The sequence below is a fragment of the Pseudomonas sp. B22(2017) genome, from assembly GCF_002113105.1.
Lineage (GTDB): Bacteria > Pseudomonadota > Gammaproteobacteria > Pseudomonadales > Pseudomonadaceae > Aquipseudomonas > Aquipseudomonas asiatica.
Window position 1 is genome coordinate 133547 of the sequence record NZ_NEJN01000008.1, and the last position, 18363, is coordinate 151909.

General features: G+C 63.2%; 16 protein-coding genes. 9 read left to right on the top strand and 7 right to left on the bottom strand.

The features are described from left to right. Nucleotides 1-28: 28 nt before the first annotated feature. Genes CAG18_RS17470 through CAG18_RS17480 form a run of 3 tightly spaced genes read right to left on the bottom strand, consistent with a single transcriptional unit; the run spans nucleotide 29 to nucleotide 2568 of the window. On the bottom strand, nucleotides 29-1111 hold the full coding sequence (locus CAG18_RS17470; protein ID WP_015269753.1) for a hypothetical protein: 1083 nt from the start codon (nucleotides 1109-1111) through the stop codon (nucleotides 29-31). 39 nt (nucleotides 1112-1150) lie between these two features. Continuing rightward, the gene (locus tag CAG18_RS17475) at nucleotides 1151-1777 is read right to left on the bottom strand and encodes a LysE family translocator (protein WP_015269754.1); all 627 of its coding nucleotides are present in this window, start codon (nucleotides 1775-1777) and stop codon (nucleotides 1151-1153) included. 2 nt (nucleotides 1778-1779) lie between these two features. Continuing rightward, nucleotides 1780-2568, bottom strand: a complete 789-nt coding sequence (locus tag CAG18_RS17480; RefSeq protein ID WP_015269755.1) for a YqcI/YcgG family protein — start codon at nucleotides 2566-2568, stop codon at nucleotides 1780-1782. 159 nt (nucleotides 2569-2727) lie between these two features. On the opposite strand from CAG18_RS17480, the gene CAG18_RS17485 reads away from it, so the two are divergent. The 7 genes from CAG18_RS17485 (at nucleotide 2728) to CAG18_RS17515 (ending at nucleotide 13757) form a co-directional block, all read left to right on the top strand. Beyond that, nucleotides 2728-3648 carry a LysR substrate-binding domain-containing protein gene (locus CAG18_RS17485; protein ID WP_003260436.1) on the top strand — a complete coding sequence of 307 codons (921 nt, stop codon included), beginning with the start codon at nucleotides 2728-2730 and terminating at the stop codon, nucleotides 3646-3648. Nucleotides 3649-3802: 154 nt separating this feature from the next. Continuing rightward, nucleotides 3803-6163 carry a DNA polymerase II gene (locus CAG18_RS17490; RefSeq protein WP_085721267.1) on the top strand — a complete coding sequence of 787 codons (2361 nt, stop codon included), beginning with the start codon at nucleotides 3803-3805 and terminating at the stop codon, nucleotides 6161-6163. Nucleotides 6164-6244: 81 nt separating this feature from the next. Beyond that, the gene (locus tag CAG18_RS17495) at nucleotides 6245-10732 is read left to right on the top strand and encodes an NEL-type E3 ubiquitin ligase domain-containing protein (protein ID WP_085721300.1); all 4488 of its coding nucleotides are present in this window, start codon (nucleotides 6245-6247) and stop codon (nucleotides 10730-10732) included. Nucleotides 10733-10931: 199 nt separating this feature from the next. After that, a complete protein-coding gene (locus CAG18_RS17500; protein WP_015269758.1) occupies nucleotides 10932-11486 on the top strand; it encodes a DUF4174 domain-containing protein in 555 nt (184 codons plus the stop codon). A 163-nt stretch (nucleotides 11487-11649) separates the two neighbouring features. Further along, nucleotides 11650-12141 (top strand): hypothetical protein, encoded by a 492-nt coding sequence (locus CAG18_RS17505; protein ID WP_013971966.1) that lies wholly within the window; start codon nucleotides 11650-11652, stop codon nucleotides 12139-12141. 76 nt (nucleotides 12142-12217) lie between these two features. Continuing rightward, nucleotides 12218-13066 (top strand): DUF692 domain-containing protein, encoded by an 849-nt coding sequence (locus CAG18_RS17510; RefSeq protein ID WP_015269759.1) that lies wholly within the window; start codon nucleotides 12218-12220, stop codon nucleotides 13064-13066. Further along, nucleotides 13059-13757 (top strand): DUF2063 domain-containing protein, encoded by a 699-nt coding sequence (locus tag CAG18_RS17515; protein ID WP_061302695.1) that lies wholly within the window; start codon nucleotides 13059-13061, stop codon nucleotides 13755-13757. The genes CAG18_RS17510 and CAG18_RS17515 overlap by 8 nt, the downstream gene beginning before the upstream one ends. A 150-nt stretch (nucleotides 13758-13907) precedes the next feature. On the opposite strand, the gene CAG18_RS17520 is transcribed toward CAG18_RS17515, so the two are convergent. The 4 genes from CAG18_RS17520 to CAG18_RS17535 all read right to left on the bottom strand — a co-directional run bounded on the left by CAG18_RS17520 (nucleotide 13908) and on the right by CAG18_RS17535 (nucleotide 17300). After that, nucleotides 13908-14396 carry a DoxX family protein gene (locus CAG18_RS17520; protein ID WP_054572705.1) on the bottom strand — a complete coding sequence of 163 codons (489 nt, stop codon included), beginning with the start codon at nucleotides 14394-14396 and terminating at the stop codon, nucleotides 13908-13910. 14 nt (nucleotides 14397-14410) lie between these two features. Further along, complete coding sequence (locus CAG18_RS17525) at nucleotides 14411-15028, bottom strand: ferric reductase-like transmembrane domain-containing protein (RefSeq protein WP_013971970.1); 618 nt, start codon at nucleotides 15026-15028, stop codon at nucleotides 14411-14413. A gap of 248 nt (nucleotides 15029-15276) precedes the next feature. After that, nucleotides 15277-16563 (bottom strand): HAMP domain-containing sensor histidine kinase, encoded by a 1287-nt coding sequence (locus CAG18_RS17530; protein ID WP_085721268.1) that lies wholly within the window; start codon nucleotides 16561-16563, stop codon nucleotides 15277-15279. Continuing rightward, nucleotides 16560-17300 (bottom strand): response regulator, encoded by a 741-nt coding sequence (locus CAG18_RS17535; protein ID WP_003250463.1) that lies wholly within the window; start codon nucleotides 17298-17300, stop codon nucleotides 16560-16562. The genes CAG18_RS17530 and CAG18_RS17535 overlap by 4 nt, the downstream gene beginning before the upstream one ends. A 220-nt stretch (nucleotides 17301-17520) precedes the next feature. Here CAG18_RS17535 and CAG18_RS17540 point away from each other — a divergent pair, with 220 nt between their 5' ends. Next, on the top strand, nucleotides 17521-17796 hold the full coding sequence (locus CAG18_RS17540; protein WP_054572704.1) for a DUF2790 domain-containing protein: 276 nt from the start codon (nucleotides 17521-17523) through the stop codon (nucleotides 17794-17796). Then, a complete protein-coding gene (locus tag CAG18_RS17545; protein ID WP_235891300.1) occupies nucleotides 17786-18322 on the top strand; it encodes a thioredoxin family protein in 537 nt (178 codons plus the stop codon). The genes CAG18_RS17540 and CAG18_RS17545 overlap by 11 nt, the downstream gene beginning before the upstream one ends. Nucleotides 18323-18363 lie beyond the last annotated feature (41 nt).

An 18363-nucleotide genomic window follows, 5' to 3' on the forward strand; every position in this document is an offset into this window, starting at 1 on the left:
GCCTGGCCGAAAGACCACCCGGCAATTCTCAGACGAGCTTGATCGGCGTGACCTTGCGCTGGGCATGTTTTTCCTGGGCCAGGCCAAGCTTGGCGGTAATGACCTTGGCAAGGGCATTGTTGCCCAGGTCGTTCAGATGCAGGCGGTCGATGAACAGGTCGGCGCCGAACACCGGTGAGCTGCTGAGCATGCAATTCATGTCGTAGCAAGGCACCGGGTCGGCCTGGCTCTTGATACGGCGGAAGAAGGCCGAGTGCAATTGGCTGTCGAATGCGCCGTCCAGCAGCCGGTCGAAATTCGCCGGTTGCCGCTGAAGCGCATCCAGCATCGCCTCCTCGCCAGCGGGCACGCTATCCCGGCACCAGGGCAGCAACGGCTGCAGGATGAAGGTGAGGGTGGAATGGCTGTCTGCCAGCAGCCGGTCCCATTGGCGCAAGGTCCGACCAATGTTGTCGGCGGCTCGGGTGAGGCGCTTTTCCGGAGGCGACAGCGACCAGGTGGCAGGTATCGCGGCCGGGGGCGTGACCAACGCCTGACCGATGCGCCGCCACAGCGATTGCCGACGTGGCGTTGTCGTGGGCTGCATGCCTTCGCTGAAACTGTTGAGAAAGTCCTGATAGGCCTTGGCGTGCCGCGGGTCGTTCAGGTTTTCGAGGACTTCGCAGAGGGCTTCGTGTGCCAGGGTGTTGAGGCCGCTGAGCACCACCACATGGCCAAGCTGGCCAAGGCGGTGCTGGTGGGTCAGGAACATCAGCAGCTCCTGGCTCGCATTGAGCCCGCAGCCGGCCAGGCTCAGCCAGACTTCGCCAGTAAGCATCGACAGGTGCGAGGCCACCGTGTGTTCGTCGGAGCTGGCACCGATGCCCAGCGCCGCGGAACCGCCGACCAGCAGGTTGACACGTGATGCACCACCGCGTTCGGCCACCGAAAAACGCTTGCCGGCGCAATGGCTGTAACGCAGGCCAAGGGCATCGGTATTGATGGTGCCGGAGCGGTAGCCGGTTTCGTGCACACGCACGGTGTGCGGTGCACGCCGGCTGCCCAGCAGCAGAAAGCGCTGGTAGTCCTGTTGCAACGGCGAAGGTGAAGGGCTCGTGTCAATCGCAGTCATGGGTTCTCCTTCTCTCGCAGCGGGCACCGTGCATCACATTCAGGCCGCCAGCTCCCTGACGTTGTACAGCAGGCCGCCGGCGGCAATCAGCAGCAGGGCGACCCCTGAGGCCAGGCTGATCATGCGGTTGCTGCGTTGCGAGGCGATCTTGCCGATGGCGAAGATGTAAAGGCTGAGCACGGCAAAATCGATGGCCACCCACAGCAACGACAGCACCACCATGCTCTTGCCGAATGACTCGGTGATCTGGATGAACTGCGGGAAGAAGGCGATGAAGAAGATGATGTCCTTCGGGTTGGAGATGCCTACCATGAAACCTTGCAGCAGCCCGCCGCGGCCAGGCTTGGCGAGGTCGCTTGGCGCCTCGGTTGCAGGCGCCTGCAGGGCTTCCCGCAACGTGCCGACGGCGATGTAGCCGATGAACAGGCAACCCAGCAGGCTCATGGCGCTGAGCCAGGCCTTGTCGATGGCGGCGCTGGTGAGAATGATCCAGGCCGCTGCGCCGATCAGCACCAGTGATGCCCAGTTGGTGCCGACAGCGGTGAACATGGCCTTGCGTGAGCCGGAGGCGGCCGCGGTGTTGACGATCAGTGCCACCACCGGGCCGGGGGTGGCGATCAGTAGCAGGACAGTCAGGGCGTAGGTAGCGGTGAGTGCGGTATTCACGGTCAGGTCTCGATCAGTATGTCGGGTGTTGCCGGCTGTACGGCATGGGCGTGGAACGGGCAGCGGGACGGGTTGAGCGACCCTGCCTCCTGCAGTTGGTACTGCTTCCACTCGTAGTTGTCGGCATCGCCGAAGAAGCCAAGGGTGTCGGGCATGACGCCGTCGTTGTAGTGGTGCACGCGTTCGCGGATGCGTTCGCGGATACGATGGCCGCTTTCGGTGTTGACGTTGGCCACTTCGTCGAAGTTCGCCCGCGGGTTGATGACGAAGGTGATGTGTGGTCCCAGGTTGCGGCTTTTCATCTGCTGGTGGCCGGGGAAGTTCATGTTGATGAACAGCGGCATGCCGGCAAAGCAGAACGACCAGGCATTGTCGTCGGGGTCGGTCGGGATGCCCTGCGGCCAGGGATGCGGGTCGCGCGCGTGCACACCACGCAACACCTTCCAGGCCAGCGCCTGTTGCTCGGCCAGTGTGTAGTCGGCGGCGGTTTCGAGAAACACCACCAGTGGGCTGCCGATACGCTGCTTGGGTGGGATAGGTGCGACGGTGCGCACGTAGTCGGCCAGGCCCATGGCGATGTCATCGGCCAGTTGCCCGGCTCGGGCGAAGAGGATGTGGCAGGTTGCGCCGTTTACCGCCTTGCGGCCGAACAGGCAGGGAAACTCGGGGTTGGCGAGGACACTGCGAAAATGTTCTACGGCTTTGTAGGTCCAATGTCGCGTGTTGCGCACATGGTCAGCGGCCAGCTCTAGCGCATCCAGGCGATAGCAAGTTCCATAACCCGTCGACATGATTTCCCCAGGCGTAAATTTGATGAACGTTCAAGTCACATGCAGGCAGGATCTTGGTTATGTTTATTATTTACCTGCATTTTCCGAGACGTCCTTGACGTTGTAAAACGCGTGGAACTATGACCTACTATTAGTCTTACTCATGCTCGGGGCGTCGCCATGTCGGAACGGATTCAGGCTTTGCACGCGCTGCGTGCCTTCGAGGTAGCCTCTCGCTATGGCTCATTTACCCGTGCCGCGGAAGAGCTGGCCCTGACCCAGGGCGCCGTCAGCCACCACATCAAGACCCTCGAAGCCATGTTCGGCTGCGACCTGTTCGAACGCCGCGGGCCGAAGCTGGCCCTGACCGAGCACGGCCGCCTGCTGGCGCAGGAACTCAAGGTTGGCTTCAAGATCATCGAAAATGCCTGCGCCCTGTTGCGCCAGGACCGCTACGGCCTGCGTCTGAAGGCACCGTCCACGCTGACCGTGCGCTGGCTGCTGCGTGCGCTGGATGCGTTCAAGAAGACCGAGGACAACTGCAGCGTGCAGCTGTCCAGCGTGTGGATGGACATCGACAGCGTGGACTTCTATTCCGAGCCCTACGACTGTGCGATCCTCCTGGCCAACGGGCGTTTTCCCGCCGATATCGAGAGTTTCAAGCTGTTCGATGAATGGCTGATCCCGGTGTGCCACCCGGATTACATGGCCCAGGCGCAACCGGACCTTGCCGATCTGGCCCAGTGCGAATTCCTGCACCCGTCCCCTGACCGGCGCGACTGGCGGCGCTGGCTGGCTCGCATGGACGCGCTGGACATCAGCATCGACCACGGGCAAGTGTTCGATACCCTCGACCAGGGCATCTCGGCCGCACAGCAAGGCCTGGGTATTTCGGTGGTCGACCTGGTGCTGGCCAGTGCCGACCTGCTGGCCGGGCGCCTGGTTACGCCGTTCAAGCACGCGGTGGCCACCGGCGACGGCTATTACATGACCTGGCTCAAGGCCAGCCCCAAGGCGCGGCAGATGCACAAGCTGCGCGAGTTCCTGCTTGGCCAGGTGCCACCGCTGCCCTGCAAGGACATCAATTACCTGTACGGCTGAACACGCGTTCGAGCATGCGCCCGGCCGCCGGCAAGCGCCCGGCGCTGAAAATATTTCGGCAAACACCTGCTGGCCCCAACAAAATGCGCTGCGACGGTGCGTCAGCGGTAGAATCGCCGCAATCAGCACAACAAACGATTCAGAGGTCGACGCGGTGGAGTTGCAGCAGGGCTTTGTCCTGACCCGACATTGGCATGACGCGCCCGAAGGCACCTTCGTGGAGTTCTGGCTGGCCACCGACCAGGGGCCACGGCAGCTGCGCCTGGCGCCACAGGCATCGGTGGCATTCATCCCCCAGGCGCAGGAAGCGCACGCACGGGTGCTGCTGGCCAACGAAGCCGGTGTCGAGCTGCGGCCGCTGCAGCTGAAGGACTTTGACCACCGCCCGGTGCTGGGCCTGTACTGCCGCCAGCACCGGCAACTGATGCAGTTGGAGCAACGCCTGCGCACGGCCGGTATCGAGGTGTTCGAAGCCGATATTCGCCCGCCCGAGCGCTACCTGATGGAGCGCTTCATCACCGCCCCGGTGCAGTTCACCGGCCAACCGGATGCCCAAGGCGTGCTCTGCGATGCCCAGCTCAAGCCCCTGCCGGGTTATCGCCCGCCGCTGCGCCTGGTGTCGCTGGACATCGAGACCAGCGAGCGGGGCGAGCTGTACAGCATTGCCCTGGAAGGCTGTGGCCAGCGCCAGGTGTACATGCTCGGGCCGGCCAACGGCACGGCTGATGGCCTGGACTTCGACCTGCACTACTGCGCCGACCGCGCCGACATACTGGCCTGCCTCAACCTGTGGATGGCCGAGCACGACCCGGATGCAATCATCGGCTGGAACCTGATCCAGTTCGACCTGCGCCTGCTGCACGAGCACGCCAAGCTGCTGCGGGTACCACTGGCACTGGGACGCAATGGCGCGCCGATGACCTTGCGCAGCCATGCCGGTGGTGGCCACGTGTTCGCCGATGCCCCGGGGCGGCTGCTGATCGACGGCATCGAGGCGCTGCGCTCGGCGACCTGGAGCTTCCCGTCGTTCAGCCTCGAAAGTGTCGCCCAGACCTTGCTCGGTGAAGGCAAGGCCATCGATACGCCGTACCAGCGCATGGATGAAATCAACCGCCGCTTCGCCGAGGACAAGCCGGCGCTGGCGCGCTACAACCTCAAGGATTGCGAGCTGGTGACGCGCATCTTCGCCCACACCCGCCTGCTCGAATTCTTGCTGGAGCGGGCCTCGGTCACCGGCCTTGCGGTGGACCGCAGCGGTGGTTCGGTGGCTGCGTTCTGCCACTTGTACATTCCGCAGATGCACCGCCTGGGCTTCGTCGCGCCCAACCTCGGTAGCCGCCCCGACGAAGCCAGCCCCGGTGGCTTCGTCATGGATTCGCGCCCGGGCCTGTACGACTCGGTGTTGGTGCTGGACTACAAGAGCCTGTACCCGTCGATCATTCGTACCTTCCTGATCGACCCGGTGGGGCTGGTCGAAGGTTTGCGCCTGCCCGACGATGAACACTCGGTGGAAGGCTTCCGGGGTGGGCGTTTTTCCCGTAGCGAGCATTGCCTGCCGGCCATCGTCGAGCGGGTATGGCAGGGCCGCGAAGCAGCCAAGCGCGAGGGCAACGCGCCGCTTTCGCAGGCGCTGAAGATCATCATGAATGCCTTCTACGGGGTGTTGGGTTCGAGCGGCTGCCGCTTCTTCGACCCGCGCCTGGCTTCCTCGATCACCATGCGCGGCCACCAGATCATGCGCCAGACCCGTGCGCTGATCGAAGCCAGGGGCTACGAGGTGATCTACGGCGATACCGACTCCACTTTCGTCTGGCTCAAGGGCGCCCACGGCGAGGAGACTGCAGCACGCATCGGCCGTGAGCTGGTGGCCGAGGTCAACCAGTGGTGGCGCGAACACCTGCGCGAGCAGATGAACCTGGATAGCGCGCTGGAGCTGCAGTTCGAGGTGCATTACCGGCGCTTCCTGATGCCCACCATCCGCGGTACGGACGAAGGCAGCAAGAAGCGCTACGCCGGGCTGGTGCAGCGGGCCGATGGCAGCGAGCAGATGGTCTACAAGGGCCTGGAGTCGGTGCGTACCGACTGGTCGCCGCTGGCCCGGGAGTTCCAGCAGGAGCTTTATGGCCGGATATTCCGCGGGGAGCCTTACCAGGCGTATGTGCGCGATTATGTACGGCGCACCCTGGCGGGCGAGCTGAATGAGCTGATGGTGTACCGCAAGCGTTTGCGCCGGCCGCTAGTCGATTACCAGCGCAATGTGCCACCGCACGTGCGTGCGGCCCGGCTGGCCGATGACTACAACCGCCGCCTTGGCCGCCCGTTGCAATACCAGCGCGGCGGCTGGATCAGCTATCTGATCACCCTGGCGGGCCCCGAACCCCTGGAAAACCTGCAAGCGCCGGTGGACTACGAGCATTACCTGACGCGGCAGCTGCAGCCGGTGGCCGATGCCATCCTGCCTTTTGTTGGCGACAGTTTCGAAGGGTTGACCGGCCAGCAGCTGGCGCTGTTCTGAAGAGGTGGTACCTATCTAGCTTATCGCTTGGCAAGCCTGCGTCTAGTGTCGGGCCTTTTGATCAGCCCGAGGCGCAACAACGTGACTACACCCAGCCAGGAACAACCGCCAACTGCCGATACGCTGGCCATGGAGCAGGCCTATCAGGACAACCTCATCGTCAAGCGACTGCCCAGATGGATTCGCCGGCTGCGAATCGTATCGCTGACCGAGCAGAACATCCCGGCCAACGGTCTGTATGAATCGCAGCATGCTGCATTACGCGACGCGTTGAAAGACAGCCTGGCCTGTCGACAGTGGCTGGAAAAGGAGCTTGCGCGAATCGAGGGCATCGACCGTTTCGTCAAGCCGCTGCTTCAACACGCCATGCAGGAAGAATTCGGTACCACGGAAAATGTCGATGGCCTGTATTTCAGGCGCTGGTACACCTACACCGCTCCCAGCCAGGGCACCGTGTGGGGGCGCTACCCGGTGGTGGAAAAGGACTATTTCGACGTACCGCTGATCGAGGCGGCACTGGACAACTTCACGCCGGGCGAGGGGCGGAACGAACAGCACAAGGACAACTGCATCGTCGACAGCCTGTCGCAACGGCTCGCCGCACCAACCGCGCCAGCCTTCGCACGCTTGTGCCGCAAGCTGGATCTGGGCAGGCGCTATCAACAGCACCTGGACACCGTGCTCAAAGCGCCGAGCAGCCAGGCAAGCGGCTGGCGCAGCATGGCTTCGACGCTTGCCCAGCTTTACAGCTCGGTCATGCTGATCGATGCGTGCAAGGCCAAGAGTGATGGCGTACTGAACGCCGCTGAACTGGAACTGGTGGTGGACCTGTGCAAGCACGGACGCCCCGGCACGCTCTACGAATCGAAAGTGGTGGCCCGGCAACTGAAGGCGTTCGGCTGCGACTTGCAACAGATCGTGATACTCGATGTATTTCATGACAAGGTCAGCCGCAAGATCATTGTCTATATTCCCGATGACCCCCACGGTCCCTGGACCGCAAGCCCCGACCTGGAAAGCTTCACCCGCAAGGTCTTGGGCAAGCGTCTGCGAGACAAGCGCTATCAGGATTTCTTCAAACGCTTCGTACGCCGGCGCGACAGCCAGCAGTTCTTCTCCAGGGTTGCCAAGGAACTGGTGGGCGTCGCCGATTGGGCAACTCGGGAAATGGACCAGCACATGCGGGACTACCCGCTGCCGTTGTTCGCCCAACTTGCCGCCGCGCGCATTGCCCATATCAAGGACGATGCTGCGCTGATTGCAACGCCGGTGTCAGACCTTGACCGCAAGGCCCAGGAAGCCCATCGGCAAAGGTTGGTTGCCGAGGGTTGGACCCTGGCCACTGTGGCGGGCGTGTTCATCCCCGCACTCAATGCACTGCTGCTGGCGGTAATGGTCTGGGACCTGCTGGGCGAGCTGTTCCAGGCCGTTGAAGACTGGCGCGAGGGCGATACCAGCGCCGCAATGGAGCATGTGCTCAACGTGACCAAAGACCTGGCCGTGATCGGTGTCACCGCCGTGGTATGGCGGGAAGCGAGCCGGGCTTGGGCCGCATTGGACCAGTGGGTGCCAGCGCGCCTGGAAGACGGCAGCGAGAAGCTCTGGAATGGAGACCTGGTGCCGTTTCGCAGCGCTGCACCTCCCGCTGGGGAAATGGCCGATGCAATGGGCATCTACCGTGCCCAGGACAGAAGCTGGATGATCATGGACGGCCACAACTACGAAATCGTCCAGCGCGCAGATGAAGAGTGGCAACTGGCACCACGAGGTGGTCATGGACCTTTGTTGCGTCACAATGACGCCGGTGCCTGGCGGCTATGGACCGAGCAACCGGCCAGCTGGACAGACAAGCACAGGATGTTCCGCCGCCTTGGTGAGCGTTTCGCTCGCCTGGATGATGAACAGATTGACCAGGCCATGGCCGTCCATGCCCTGGATGCAGACCATCTACGGGCGCTGCATGTGTACGGCCGGCCACCTGAGGCCGAGCTGGTCGATACCGTGGAGCGCCTGCTGATCGACCGCCGGCTGCAAACCCTGCTGGACGATTTGAAGCTCGGGCGGGTGCCGGAGGACGCGCCATTGCTGGCGAAGGCCCGCGCCCTGCCTGGCGTCACCGAGCAGGGCGGGCCAGCATTGGCGGCGCAGGTCTCGGCAAGGCGGCGCCAGCTGTTTCAACAGGTGTATGACGGGCAGCAGGAGCCAGACGATGCGGCGGTGGCAACCTTGCGCAAGGCATTCCCGAGTCTGCATTGCCGAGCGGCGCGCGAGCTTGTGGGCGAGCTGTCGGCAGAAGGTGCGGAATTTCAGGCACTGGTCGGCGGCACAGTGCCGCTCCGGTTGGTCGAAAGGGCCAGGCTGAGCGTACTGCGCATACGCGTTGCGCGTGCCTGCGAGGCGCTGTTCATCGAGACGCCCCAGACCCTGGACCAGGCCAAGGTCGCGCTGACACTGTTGGAGACTCTGGATGTCAGGGAGACCAGGCCGCGCTGGCGGCTGTACGATGGCGGTAGCCCGCAGCCGATAATGACTACTGCTGGCGACGGGCAGAACTACAGGCTTGTGCATGACAACGGGCGGTTCGAGCTTGAGGACGCGTTAGGCCTCGAGCTGCGCGGCCCCGGCGAGCTGTTCGAGACCTTGGCGGAAGCGTTTGCCCCGGCCGATCATGCGGCACTCGGTATCACTGAACCCTACGCCCCGAGTTTGAGAGCAGTGTTGGCTCGGCAAATGCCTGGGCACAGCAGGGTACTCGCCCAGGTGTTGGGCAAAAACCCTCGACAGCCATGGATGCTGGCGCCAGTGCGCCTGGAGGATGGCAGGGTCGGATACCCGCTGGGCGGCTGCCAGGGATGCTTTGCCCGGTCTGCGTCTCGACCCCGGGCGTTCGAGGCGCGTCTGCGCGACCTTTACCCAGCGTACAGTGACGAGCAGATCGAAGCCTGGCTGACCACCTTGCATGCTTCGGGGCGTGATACCGACACCGAACTCGGTGTGCTCGAAGAGCAGGCCCGCAGGTTGAACGACCACTTGAAAAGCTGGGAGTGGCGAGGGTTGCTGAATCGCGATCGACCCGAGCGCAAGCGGTTTCGCAAAGCACTCATGCAATGCTGGCGGGAACGGGTGCCCGCTCAGGTTCTCGCTCAGCATGAACGTCTGACGGTAACTTGGCAGTTCAGCGCGTATGACCTGCGCTCATTGCCTGAATTGGGCCCACTCTTCAGCTTCCCGCACGTTACCGAGCTTTCCCTGCGCAGCCTGTTGCTGAAGGAGGTACCAGAGCAATTCCTGCTTTCATTCCCCAATCTGAGCTCGCTGGAACTGAGCTACAACAAGTTGCAACGTCTGCCAGAGAGCCTGTCGTTGCTCAATGACTTGCGCATACTCGACTTGTCCGGCAATCGCATCTCTCTGGACGAGTCCCAGGCTCAAGTGCTGGCGCAATGCAGCCGGTTACGCTACCTGAACCTTTCGCACAATCGCTTGAACATGACCTTTTCTGTGGCGCAGATGAACCAGTTGGCCGAACTGCGTTTGCGCAATGCCGGGTTGGTATTGCTGCCCGAGGGCATCACGGATTGTCAGACGTTGTACATGCTCGATGCTTCCAACAACTTCATCAATCTGTTGCCCCCTAACTTCATCCAGTCCCGGTTGTGGCGGGAAGGCTACGTGGCGCTGTCAGGCAATCCTGTGCTGCTGCAACAGGCTGAAGATGTGCAGGAGGCCTGGAACATTCCGGAGGACAGTTCAGTCCCTCACAGGTTTCGTTGGATGGACCGCCTGGACGGTGTGGAGCGCGAAAATCTGGGTATCCGCTGGAGCACTATCGAGCAAATGGATGGGGTGACGAACTTCATGCAACTGCTGAAACAGCTTACGCGCTCGCAAGACTTCACCCATCCTCGATATGGGGAAATGCTGGCCTCACGCGTTCTGGCCATGATGGAAAAGGTGGACAAGTCAGCAGCACTGGCCAATGAAATTTTCGCCCATGCACTGGTCGAGAACTGCGCCGACAATGCCACGGTGGTCTTCCAGCAGCTTGAAATCCGATGCCTTGTGTGGGACGCCGAGCAGGCTGCCCCCTCTGGCAGCCAGGAACAAGCCCTGGTGAAACTGGCGCGGCAGTTGTGGAGGCAACAGGAGGTTGACTTCATCGCCTTGCGCGAGGCTGAGGCTGCAGGTGCGGGCAATGAGTCGATCGAATGGGCGCTGGCCTACTCGATCCGCTTGCGCGAGGACCTGGGCCTCCCTGGCAACGCGCGGAGCATGCTACACGCGGGCATCCCGGACCTGGATGACGCTTCGGTGATGCGCGCGGCTGATCAAATCAGGCGTAACGAGACAGACCAATCGGTGGCAGTGTGGATGGTCCAGCAACCGTTCTGGAGAAATTATCTCGAGAAACGCTACGTGCGTGAACTGGAAGTGCCGCCAAGTTTTCAGAACCAGTTGGCAGAGGATGCCAATGCCGAGGACGCCGCCAGGTTGATGGCGGAAATCAGGCTGTGGACCGAGAGGACCGAGCTTCAACTGACCATCGAGGCTCTGCAACGGCCGGTATGACCAGGGCGCATTGGACTATGCTCAAGCTACAAGTGATAGAGGTACTTTTTCGGGCTCGGGACGGGGAGCGACCGCACTTGGTAACCGCCGGTTACTGTTCATTCAAACATGGAGGCCTTTTGCTGGTTTACGCTCGCTTGTCGGATCTTTCGCCCTGATCTGTAGTCTTCTGGTTTATCGAGAGAATAAGGAGATACGCATGCTCGTCCGGTCACTGACCCTCGCCACCTTGCTCGCGCTCGTCGGCCCTGTGTTTGCTGCCGACAGTGACGCGCCGCTGGCCAAGGAACTGGGCAAGGCCAGGCCCTTGGTCGTCATTGCGCCCAGCAGCGCCGACCCGACGTTGCGTGGGTTGAACGAGGCTCTCAAGGATCCGGCCACCCAGGCCGCCTTCAAGGAGCGAAACCTGGTGCTCTACAGCGTTGCCAACATGATGGGCAAGCGTGAGGACAAGAACCTGGAGCAGCAGACTACCATGGCCTTGATCCGCGAGTTGAAGCTGGGTGCCAGCAAAGGCACCAAGGTGATCCTGGTGGGCAAGGACGGTGAACGGCACATGCTCAAGGACGATGAGGAGGGCGGGGCCATTGACCCGCAGGTTATTTTCAAGGCGGTCGATGAGCTGCCTGCCAGCGAAAAAGCCATGACGGCGCCCGAACCTGTGGCTGCAGCGGCACCGGAAGCCAAGGCCAAAGACAGCAAGCCCGCCAAGCCCGCCAAACCTGCCGCGCCGCCCAAGCCGCTGGAAGACTGACCCTGCACGACGGCCCCGAGGCACCTTGGGGCCGTTGTGTATCCCACTGTATCTGCCCACGCTGCAGACCCATTCCCATACAAAACCGCACCCCGCGCGATACATCCACGACATACCGCAACGGCCTAATGGCTCCACATTCCAACCACAGTGGAGCGACACCATGACTCAAGTACGAAACACCCTCGGCCTGCTCGGCGCTGCCCTGATCGGCAGCATGGCTTTGAGCAGCAGCGCTTTTGCCGTCGAGCCGTTGGCCCAGGGTTACCAGCTGGCTTCGGCCAAGGTGGCAGGCGAGGGCAAATGTGGTGAAGGCAAATGTGGTGGCAGCGCAAAGGCCACCCAAGGCGAAGGCAAATGCGGTGAGGGCAAGTGCGGCGCCAGCGCCAAGGCCGGGGCCGAAGGCAAGTGTGGCGAGGGCAAGTGTGGTGATGCCTCGTTCGCCAAGACCGACAGCAACCACGACGGCAAGGTCTCTCGCGACGAGTTCCTGGCGGTGGCCAAGGACCGTGCCGGCGACTTCGACAAGATCGACAGCAACCATGATGGCTTCATCTCCGAACAGGAGGCGGCGGATCACCTCAAGGCGATCTACCAGGCTAATGGCAAGGCCATGCCCGAAGGATTGTTCAGCCACCTGACCGGCAAGTCCTGACCTTCTGCCCCATGAACCGCGCAACGCCCCTCCTGCTGGTCAGGCGGGGCGTTGTGCCTGTTGCGGAGACCTGTTCATGCACCCCACATCTTTGCCCCCTGCACCGTTACAGACCGGGCTTGGCCTGCGCCGCGGCCTGTTGCCGGAACTGCTGGCCATGGAGGCTGGCGCCGTGGACTTCCTGGAATGCGCACCGGAAAACTGGATTGCCGTGGGTGGTGCCTATGGCAAGGGCCTGGCGCAGTTGGCCGAGCGTTTTGCCATTACCTGCCACGGGCTGTCGTTGTCGCTGGGTGGCAGCGAACCGCTGGACCGCCATTTCCTTGGCCAGACCCGCCAGTTTCTCGATCGCCACCAGGTGCGCCTGTACAGCGAGCACCTGAGCTACTGCAGCGATGACGGGCACCTGTACGACTTGATGCCCATTCCGTTCACCGACGAAGCGGTGCACCATGTGGCCGCGCGGATTCGCCAGGCCCAGGAACACCTGGAGCGGCGTATTGCCGTGGAAAACATCAGCTACTACGCGGCGCCGTACCAGGCGTTGAGCGAACTCGATTTCATCCGTGCGGTCCTCGATGAGGCCGACTGCGACCTGCTGCTGGACGTCAACAACGTATTCGTCAACGCCTGCAATCACGGCTACGACGCCCGCGAATTCCTGGCGGGCTTGCCCCAGGCGCGGGTCACCGGCATGCACGTGGCTGGCCATTACGATGAAGCGCCGGACCTCAAGGTAGACACCCATGGGGCTGCGGTGAAGGAGGATGTGTGGGCGCTGTACGCGGTCGCCTGTAAGCGTTTCGGTGTGCAACCGACGGTACTCGAGCGTGATTTCAACTACCCGCCGCTGGTCGAACTGCTCGCCGAAACGGCGCGCATCCGTGCTGTGCAGCGTGCTTCTGGAGGGCATGCAGATGAATGAGACCTTGCGTGAGCAGCAGTACACCTTGGCCCGACACCTGCGTGACCCGCAGCGCCATGCGCCGCCGCCGGGCGTTGAGGCCCGGCGCCTGAAGGTTTACCGCGAGCTGTTCTATGGTGCTATCGAAGGTTTGCTGGCCGGCAGTTTTCCGGTGATGCGCCAGGCGTTGGGTGAACCGCGCTGGCATGCCCGAGTGCGAGACTTCTATGCCAACTATCGCAGCCAGACACCGTTGTTCACCGAGATTGCCGAAGCGTTCGTCGATTACCTGCAAGGCATCGAACTGGATGCACCCTGGCAGCTGGAGCTGGCGCACTATGAGTGGGTCGAGGCGCAGTTGTATCTGAGCGATGCGCAGGACCCGCCCCATGACCCGGCAGGCGACCTGCTGGAAGGGGAGCCACTGTTGTCGTGTGTGGCGCGGGTGTTGGCCTATCGCTGGCCGGTGGAGCGGATCGGGGCGGATTACCAGCCAGCGGTCGCGCCAGAGGCGCCGACCTTGTTGCTGGTTTATCGCGATGCGGGGCTGAAGGTGCGCTTCGCGCGCCTGGCGCCGCTGGCGTACCGGTTGCTGGCACTGGAACAGGGCAGTGGGCGGGCGCGGTTGCAGGCGTTGGGCGGTGCTGTGGAGGAGGGGTTGGCGTTGCTGGAGGGGCTGCGCGAGCAGGGGGTCATCATCGGTACATGTTGAATCGTGGTATTGGGGCGCTTTGCGCCCAATCGCCGGCAAGCCAGCTCCCACAGGTACAGCGCATGCCCAGAATCTTGCGCAGTACCTGTGGGAGCTGGCTTGTCGTGGCGACGAACCGCGGCGATGGGCTGCAACGCAGCCCCGGCGATATCACCTGCAGAACCGCCCTCTGAGCCAATGATCCAGGCTCAACCGCCCAGCCCCTTTCAGCAGCAGTGGCAGCAACGCCACCAGGTAGATCAGCGGCAGCTTGAAGTTGCCAAAGCCTTGGTCGGTAATCGCATAACCTTGGGCCAGTTCGGCCAGGCTCGACCAGTGCGCCGGCCAATGCACCGCGGCAATCGCCACCACGGTCACCACCATCAGCCCAAACGAGGCCAGCCGGGTACCCAGCCCCAACAATAGCAGTAACGGCAGGATCAGCTCCGCCCACATCGACAGCTGCCAGTTCAGCTCTGCAGGCAGCAGGTTGAAGGGGAACGGGAAGTTCGCCTGCAGGTCGGCGAACCAGTTGCTGCCATTGAATTTCTCCCAGCCGGATTCAAAAAACTCCCAGGCCAGAAACAGCCGCAATGGCAGGTCGGCGCTCCAGGTACCGAAGCGGTCGAAGGTGGTCAGGGTGCGGGTCAAGGTGGTCATGCTGGTTTCTCTCTTCAGGAAAGGGCACGGGCGTTACGGCGTTGCTGACGGGCCAGCTTGGCGGTGAGCTTGACGGCGATGGCGCTGAACATCAGGGCGAACGCCAGCGGGTACCAGCCGCCCATGGGGATGCGTTTGTAGAACGACAGGCAGAACACCGCGGCCAGTACCCACATGCCGGTACTGTGCAGGGCCTGCCAGGCACGGCCACCCAACAGGCGCATCGGGGCCTTGAACGAGGTGATGGTGAGCAGCAGCAGGAACAGGTAGCCGAGGGTGCCGGGCAGGCTGGAAGTAAACGTGCGGCCGGCCCAGAACAGCTCGGGGAATTGCTGGGCATAGCGGTAGATCAGTACGCCGTGCACGGTGTGGGAAAAGGCGAATGCCAACCCCAGATAGCGCCGTTCCTGGAGGATGCGGCGGCTGCTGGTACCAGGCAGCAAGGTCACCAGCGACGAGGCCAGAAAGGCCAGCAGGAATAGCGCGAAGGAGCTGCGCGCAGTGGCACGGATCGCACTGCGCAGGCCGTCCGGATCAGGTTGGCTGGCCAGGACCACGGCGGTCATCGCCAGGGTCAGGCCGGCGAGCGTGGCGAACAGCTTCCAGCCGGAGGGAAGGGTGAGGGGTTTCATCAGGGAGGCTCCCGGGGTGTGGTTGTGTGACCGGGAGTGTGTCGGGGTGGGGTATCTGCAGTGTGTCGGCGGTGGTGGGGTTGTGTATCGGATTGTAGAAGTCGCTCAAGCGCCGCAGTCCCTGTAGGAGCGGCCTTGTGTCGCGATGGGCTGCGAAGCAGCCCCAGGTTTTCAGCTTCGCCGCATGAATTGCCGGGGCCGCTTTGCGGCCCGATCGCGACACAAGGCCGCTCCTGCCTGAGATTGCCTTACTTCAGCTCGATCTGCGCGCACAGCCCGCCGCCTGCGCGGTTGCTCAGGGTCAGTCGGCCGCCCATGGCCTGGATCAGCTGATGGGCAATCGCCAACCCCAGCCCGGTGCCGCCGGTGCTGCGGTTGCGTGAGCCTTCCACGCGATAGAACGGCTTGAGCACTTCATCCAGTTCGCTACCGGGTATGCCTGGCCCGTTGTCGAGCACTCGGATCACGGTCAGGTCCCCTTCGCGGCATACCTCCAGCTCGGCAGCACCAGCAAACTTGAGGGCGTTGTCCACCAGGTTCACCAGCACCCGGCGCAGGGCATGCGGGCGGGTTTCCAGCAGGCTGCCGCTACTGCCATGGCGCTGCACCTGGGCGCCACTGTCCTGGTAGTCGAACACCAGGCTGTCGAGAAAGGCATCGAGGTTGACCCGGCACGGTGCTTCGGTGCTGGTGTCCATACTACGGGCATAGGCCACGCCTTCGCGCACCAGGTGTTCCATTTCACCCAGGTCGCTCCACAGCTTGTCCTTTTCCACCCCTTCGTCCATCACTTCGACACGCAGTTTCATGCGCGTGATCGGTGTTTGCAGGTCGTGGGAGATGGCCGCCAGCAACTGCATGCGTTCCTTGAGGTAGGCAGCGATACGCGCCTGCAGCGCGTTGAAGGCCACGGCGGCGTAGCGCACCTCGCGCGGGCCGCTTTCATCCAGCTGCACGCCAGGCTTGTCCGGGTCGAGATTGTCCACCGCGCGGGCCAGGCGGGTCAGCGGGCCGATCGCCAGGCGTACCGCCAGCCAGGTGCACAGCAACAGCACGGCCAACTGGATCAGCAGCACCACGGGCAGCCAACGTGCCACCGGGAGCGGCGACGGGGTTACGTCGATGGTCAGCGGAGCGCCATCGGCGAGGGTCAGGTGGGCCTGGAAGTGCGCATTCGGGCCGGGGATTTCCTGGAAGGAAAGGCGATAGTCGGCGCCAATGGCCTTGACGATCGAGTCCGCGGCCATGGGCGGGTCGCTGGTCGGCATGGCTTCGCCCGCCAGGCCCTGGTCCAGCCGGTAGCGGTAGGTACGCCGCTCCAGACGCGGCAGCCAGGCGGGGCGCTCGGCCGCGGGCAGGCGGTCGAGGATGGCCACCGAGGTGGCCACGTCCTGCTCCAGGGTGCTGAGCATCATCGAGCGGCTGCTGATGTAGCGCTCGTAGGCCTGCAGGCCGAACGACAGGCCGTAGGCCAGCACCAGGCCGGTGAAGAAGATAAGTGCCAGGCGCGAGGCCAGGGTACGTGGCCACTTCATGATGGTGACTCGAGCAGTTGCACCGGCAGCGAGAACACGTAGCCCTCGCTGCGCACGGTCTTGATGCAGCTGGGTTCGCGGGCGTCGTCACCCAGGCGCTGGCGCAGGCGGCTGACCAGCAGGTCGATGGAGCGGTCGAAGATGTCGGCTTCGCGGCCCTGGGTCAGGTTGAGCAACTGCTCACGGCTGAGCACCCGCTGCGGGTGGTCGAGAAACACCCGCAGCAGGCGGTATTCGGCACCGCTCAGGGCTACCAGGGTGCCTTCGCTGTCGAGCAGGTGGCGCGCGGTGGTGTCCAGCCGCCACTGGCCGAAGCCGAGCAGGCGGCTGCTTTCGCTGATGGTCAGGTTGGGCGGCAGCATGCGCGTGCGGCGCAGCACGGCGTTGATGCGGGCCAGCAGTTCGCGGGCCGAGAACGGCTTGGTCAGGTAATCGTCGGCGCCCATTTCCAGGCCGATGATGCGGTCGGTTTCGTCGTTGCGGGCGGTCAGCATCAGCACCGGGGTGTTGCGGTGCTTGCCGGCGCGCAGCTCGCGGCACAACAGCAGGCCGTCGTCGCCGGGCATCATGATGTCCAGAACGATCAAGTCGACGCTGTTGGCTTCGAGAAAGGCGCGCATCTGCCGGCCGTCGGCGACGATGCTGGTGCGCAGGCCGTTCTTCTTCAGGTAGTTGCCGACCAGTTCGCGGATTTCGCGGTCGTCGTCGACGATCAGGATGTGATCGACGTGTTCCATGCGCTGCGTTCCTGTTCAAGAGGGGATGGGCGCAGTGTACCGAGCGCGTTCGCGCTTGCCTGCGGGAGTTTGTATTGCAGTGTATCTGCCATGCGTACAGACACAGGAGGAAGCACATCACAGCTTCGGGCGACACATACGGGATACCTGGCCGGCGTGAAATGGCTCTCGACCGGGGAGCGCAACTCCCCACCCTCAAGCGTTACACAGGAGAGATGCCATGAACTTCAATACCTTCGCCCGTGCCAGCCTGCTTGCCGTGCTCAGCTTCGGCGCCATTGCCGCCCAGGCCTCCACCATGCCGATGGACGACAGCGGGGTCATGCAGTACCGCTATGGTGACCACCTGGATGTGAAGAAAGTGCTGTCGATACAGGATGACCAGAGCGACGCCTGCGGCCTGGTGAACACCCGCATGGACTACCTCGACTCCAAGGGCCAGCGGCAGAGCGTGCAGTACCGCACCTATGCCACCGGCGGTTGCCATGAGAATTGATCGCCGCTTGTTGTTGAAGGTTGGCGGCATTGCCCTGGCGCTGGCCGGCCTGGGTCTGGGCGGGCACCTGATGGCCCGCGACAGCTACGGTGCCATGCCGTCGCTGTCCGGCGCCAGCCAGTGGCTTAACTCGGCGCCGCTGGATGGCCCCGGGCTCAAGGGCAAGGTGGTGCTGGTGGACTTCTGGACCTGGGACTGCATCAACTGCCGGCGCAGCCTGCCGCATGTGAACGAATGGGCGCGGCGCTATGGCGACCAGGGCCTGGTGGTGGTCGGCGTGCACACCCCGGAGTACGACTACGAGCACGATGTAGGCACCTTGCGTGACAAGGTGGCCAGGCTGGGGATCGCTTACCCGGTGGCGGTGGATAACGACTACAAGGTGTGGAATGCCTGGGGCAACCAGTTCTGGCCGGCACACTACTTTGTCGACCGCAAGGGGCAGGTGCGCCATGTGCACTTTGGCGAGGGGGATTATGGTGGGCAGGAGCAGGTGATACAGGCGTTGCTGGATGAGAAAGGGTGAGTTGTCTGTGTCGGCTTCTTCGCGGGCAAGCCCGCGAAGAA

What these genes read in the sequence shown, in the direction of transcription:
- CAG18_RS17470 (WP_015269753.1), bottom strand. Translation starts at nt 1,111, where the DNA reads ATGACTGCGATTGACACGAGCCCTTCACCTTCGCCGTTGCAACAGGAC.
- CAG18_RS17480 (WP_015269755.1), bottom strand. Translation starts at nt 2,568, where the DNA reads ATGTCGACGGGTTATGGAACTTGCTATCGCCTGGATGCGCTAGAGCTG.
- CAG18_RS17485 (WP_003260436.1), top strand. Translation starts at nt 2,728, where the DNA reads ATGTCGGAACGGATTCAGGCTTTGCACGCGCTGCGTGCCTTCGAGGTA.
- CAG18_RS17500 (WP_015269758.1), top strand. Translation starts at nt 10,932, where the DNA reads ATGCTCGTCCGGTCACTGACCCTCGCCACCTTGCTCGCGCTCGTCGGC.
- CAG18_RS17505 (WP_013971966.1), top strand. Translation starts at nt 11,650, where the DNA reads ATGACTCAAGTACGAAACACCCTCGGCCTGCTCGGCGCTGCCCTGATC.
- CAG18_RS17510 (WP_015269759.1), top strand. Translation starts at nt 12,218, where the DNA reads ATGCACCCCACATCTTTGCCCCCTGCACCGTTACAGACCGGGCTTGGC.
- CAG18_RS17515 (WP_061302695.1), top strand. Translation starts at nt 13,059, where the DNA reads ATGAATGAGACCTTGCGTGAGCAGCAGTACACCTTGGCCCGACACCTG.
- CAG18_RS17520 (WP_054572705.1), bottom strand. Translation starts at nt 14,396, where the DNA reads ATGACCACCTTGACCCGCACCCTGACCACCTTCGACCGCTTCGGTACC.
- CAG18_RS17525 (WP_013971970.1), bottom strand. Translation starts at nt 15,028, where the DNA reads ATGAAACCCCTCACCCTTCCCTCCGGCTGGAAGCTGTTCGCCACGCTC.
- CAG18_RS17530 (WP_085721268.1), bottom strand. Translation starts at nt 16,563, where the DNA reads ATGAAGTGGCCACGTACCCTGGCCTCGCGCCTGGCACTTATCTTCTTC.
- CAG18_RS17535 (WP_003250463.1), bottom strand. Translation starts at nt 17,300, where the DNA reads ATGGAACACGTCGATCACATCCTGATCGTCGACGACGACCGCGAAATC.
- CAG18_RS17540 (WP_054572704.1), top strand. Translation starts at nt 17,521, where the DNA reads ATGAACTTCAATACCTTCGCCCGTGCCAGCCTGCTTGCCGTGCTCAGC.
- CAG18_RS17545 (WP_235891300.1), top strand. Translation starts at nt 17,786, where the DNA reads ATGAGAATTGATCGCCGCTTGTTGTTGAAGGTTGGCGGCATTGCCCTG.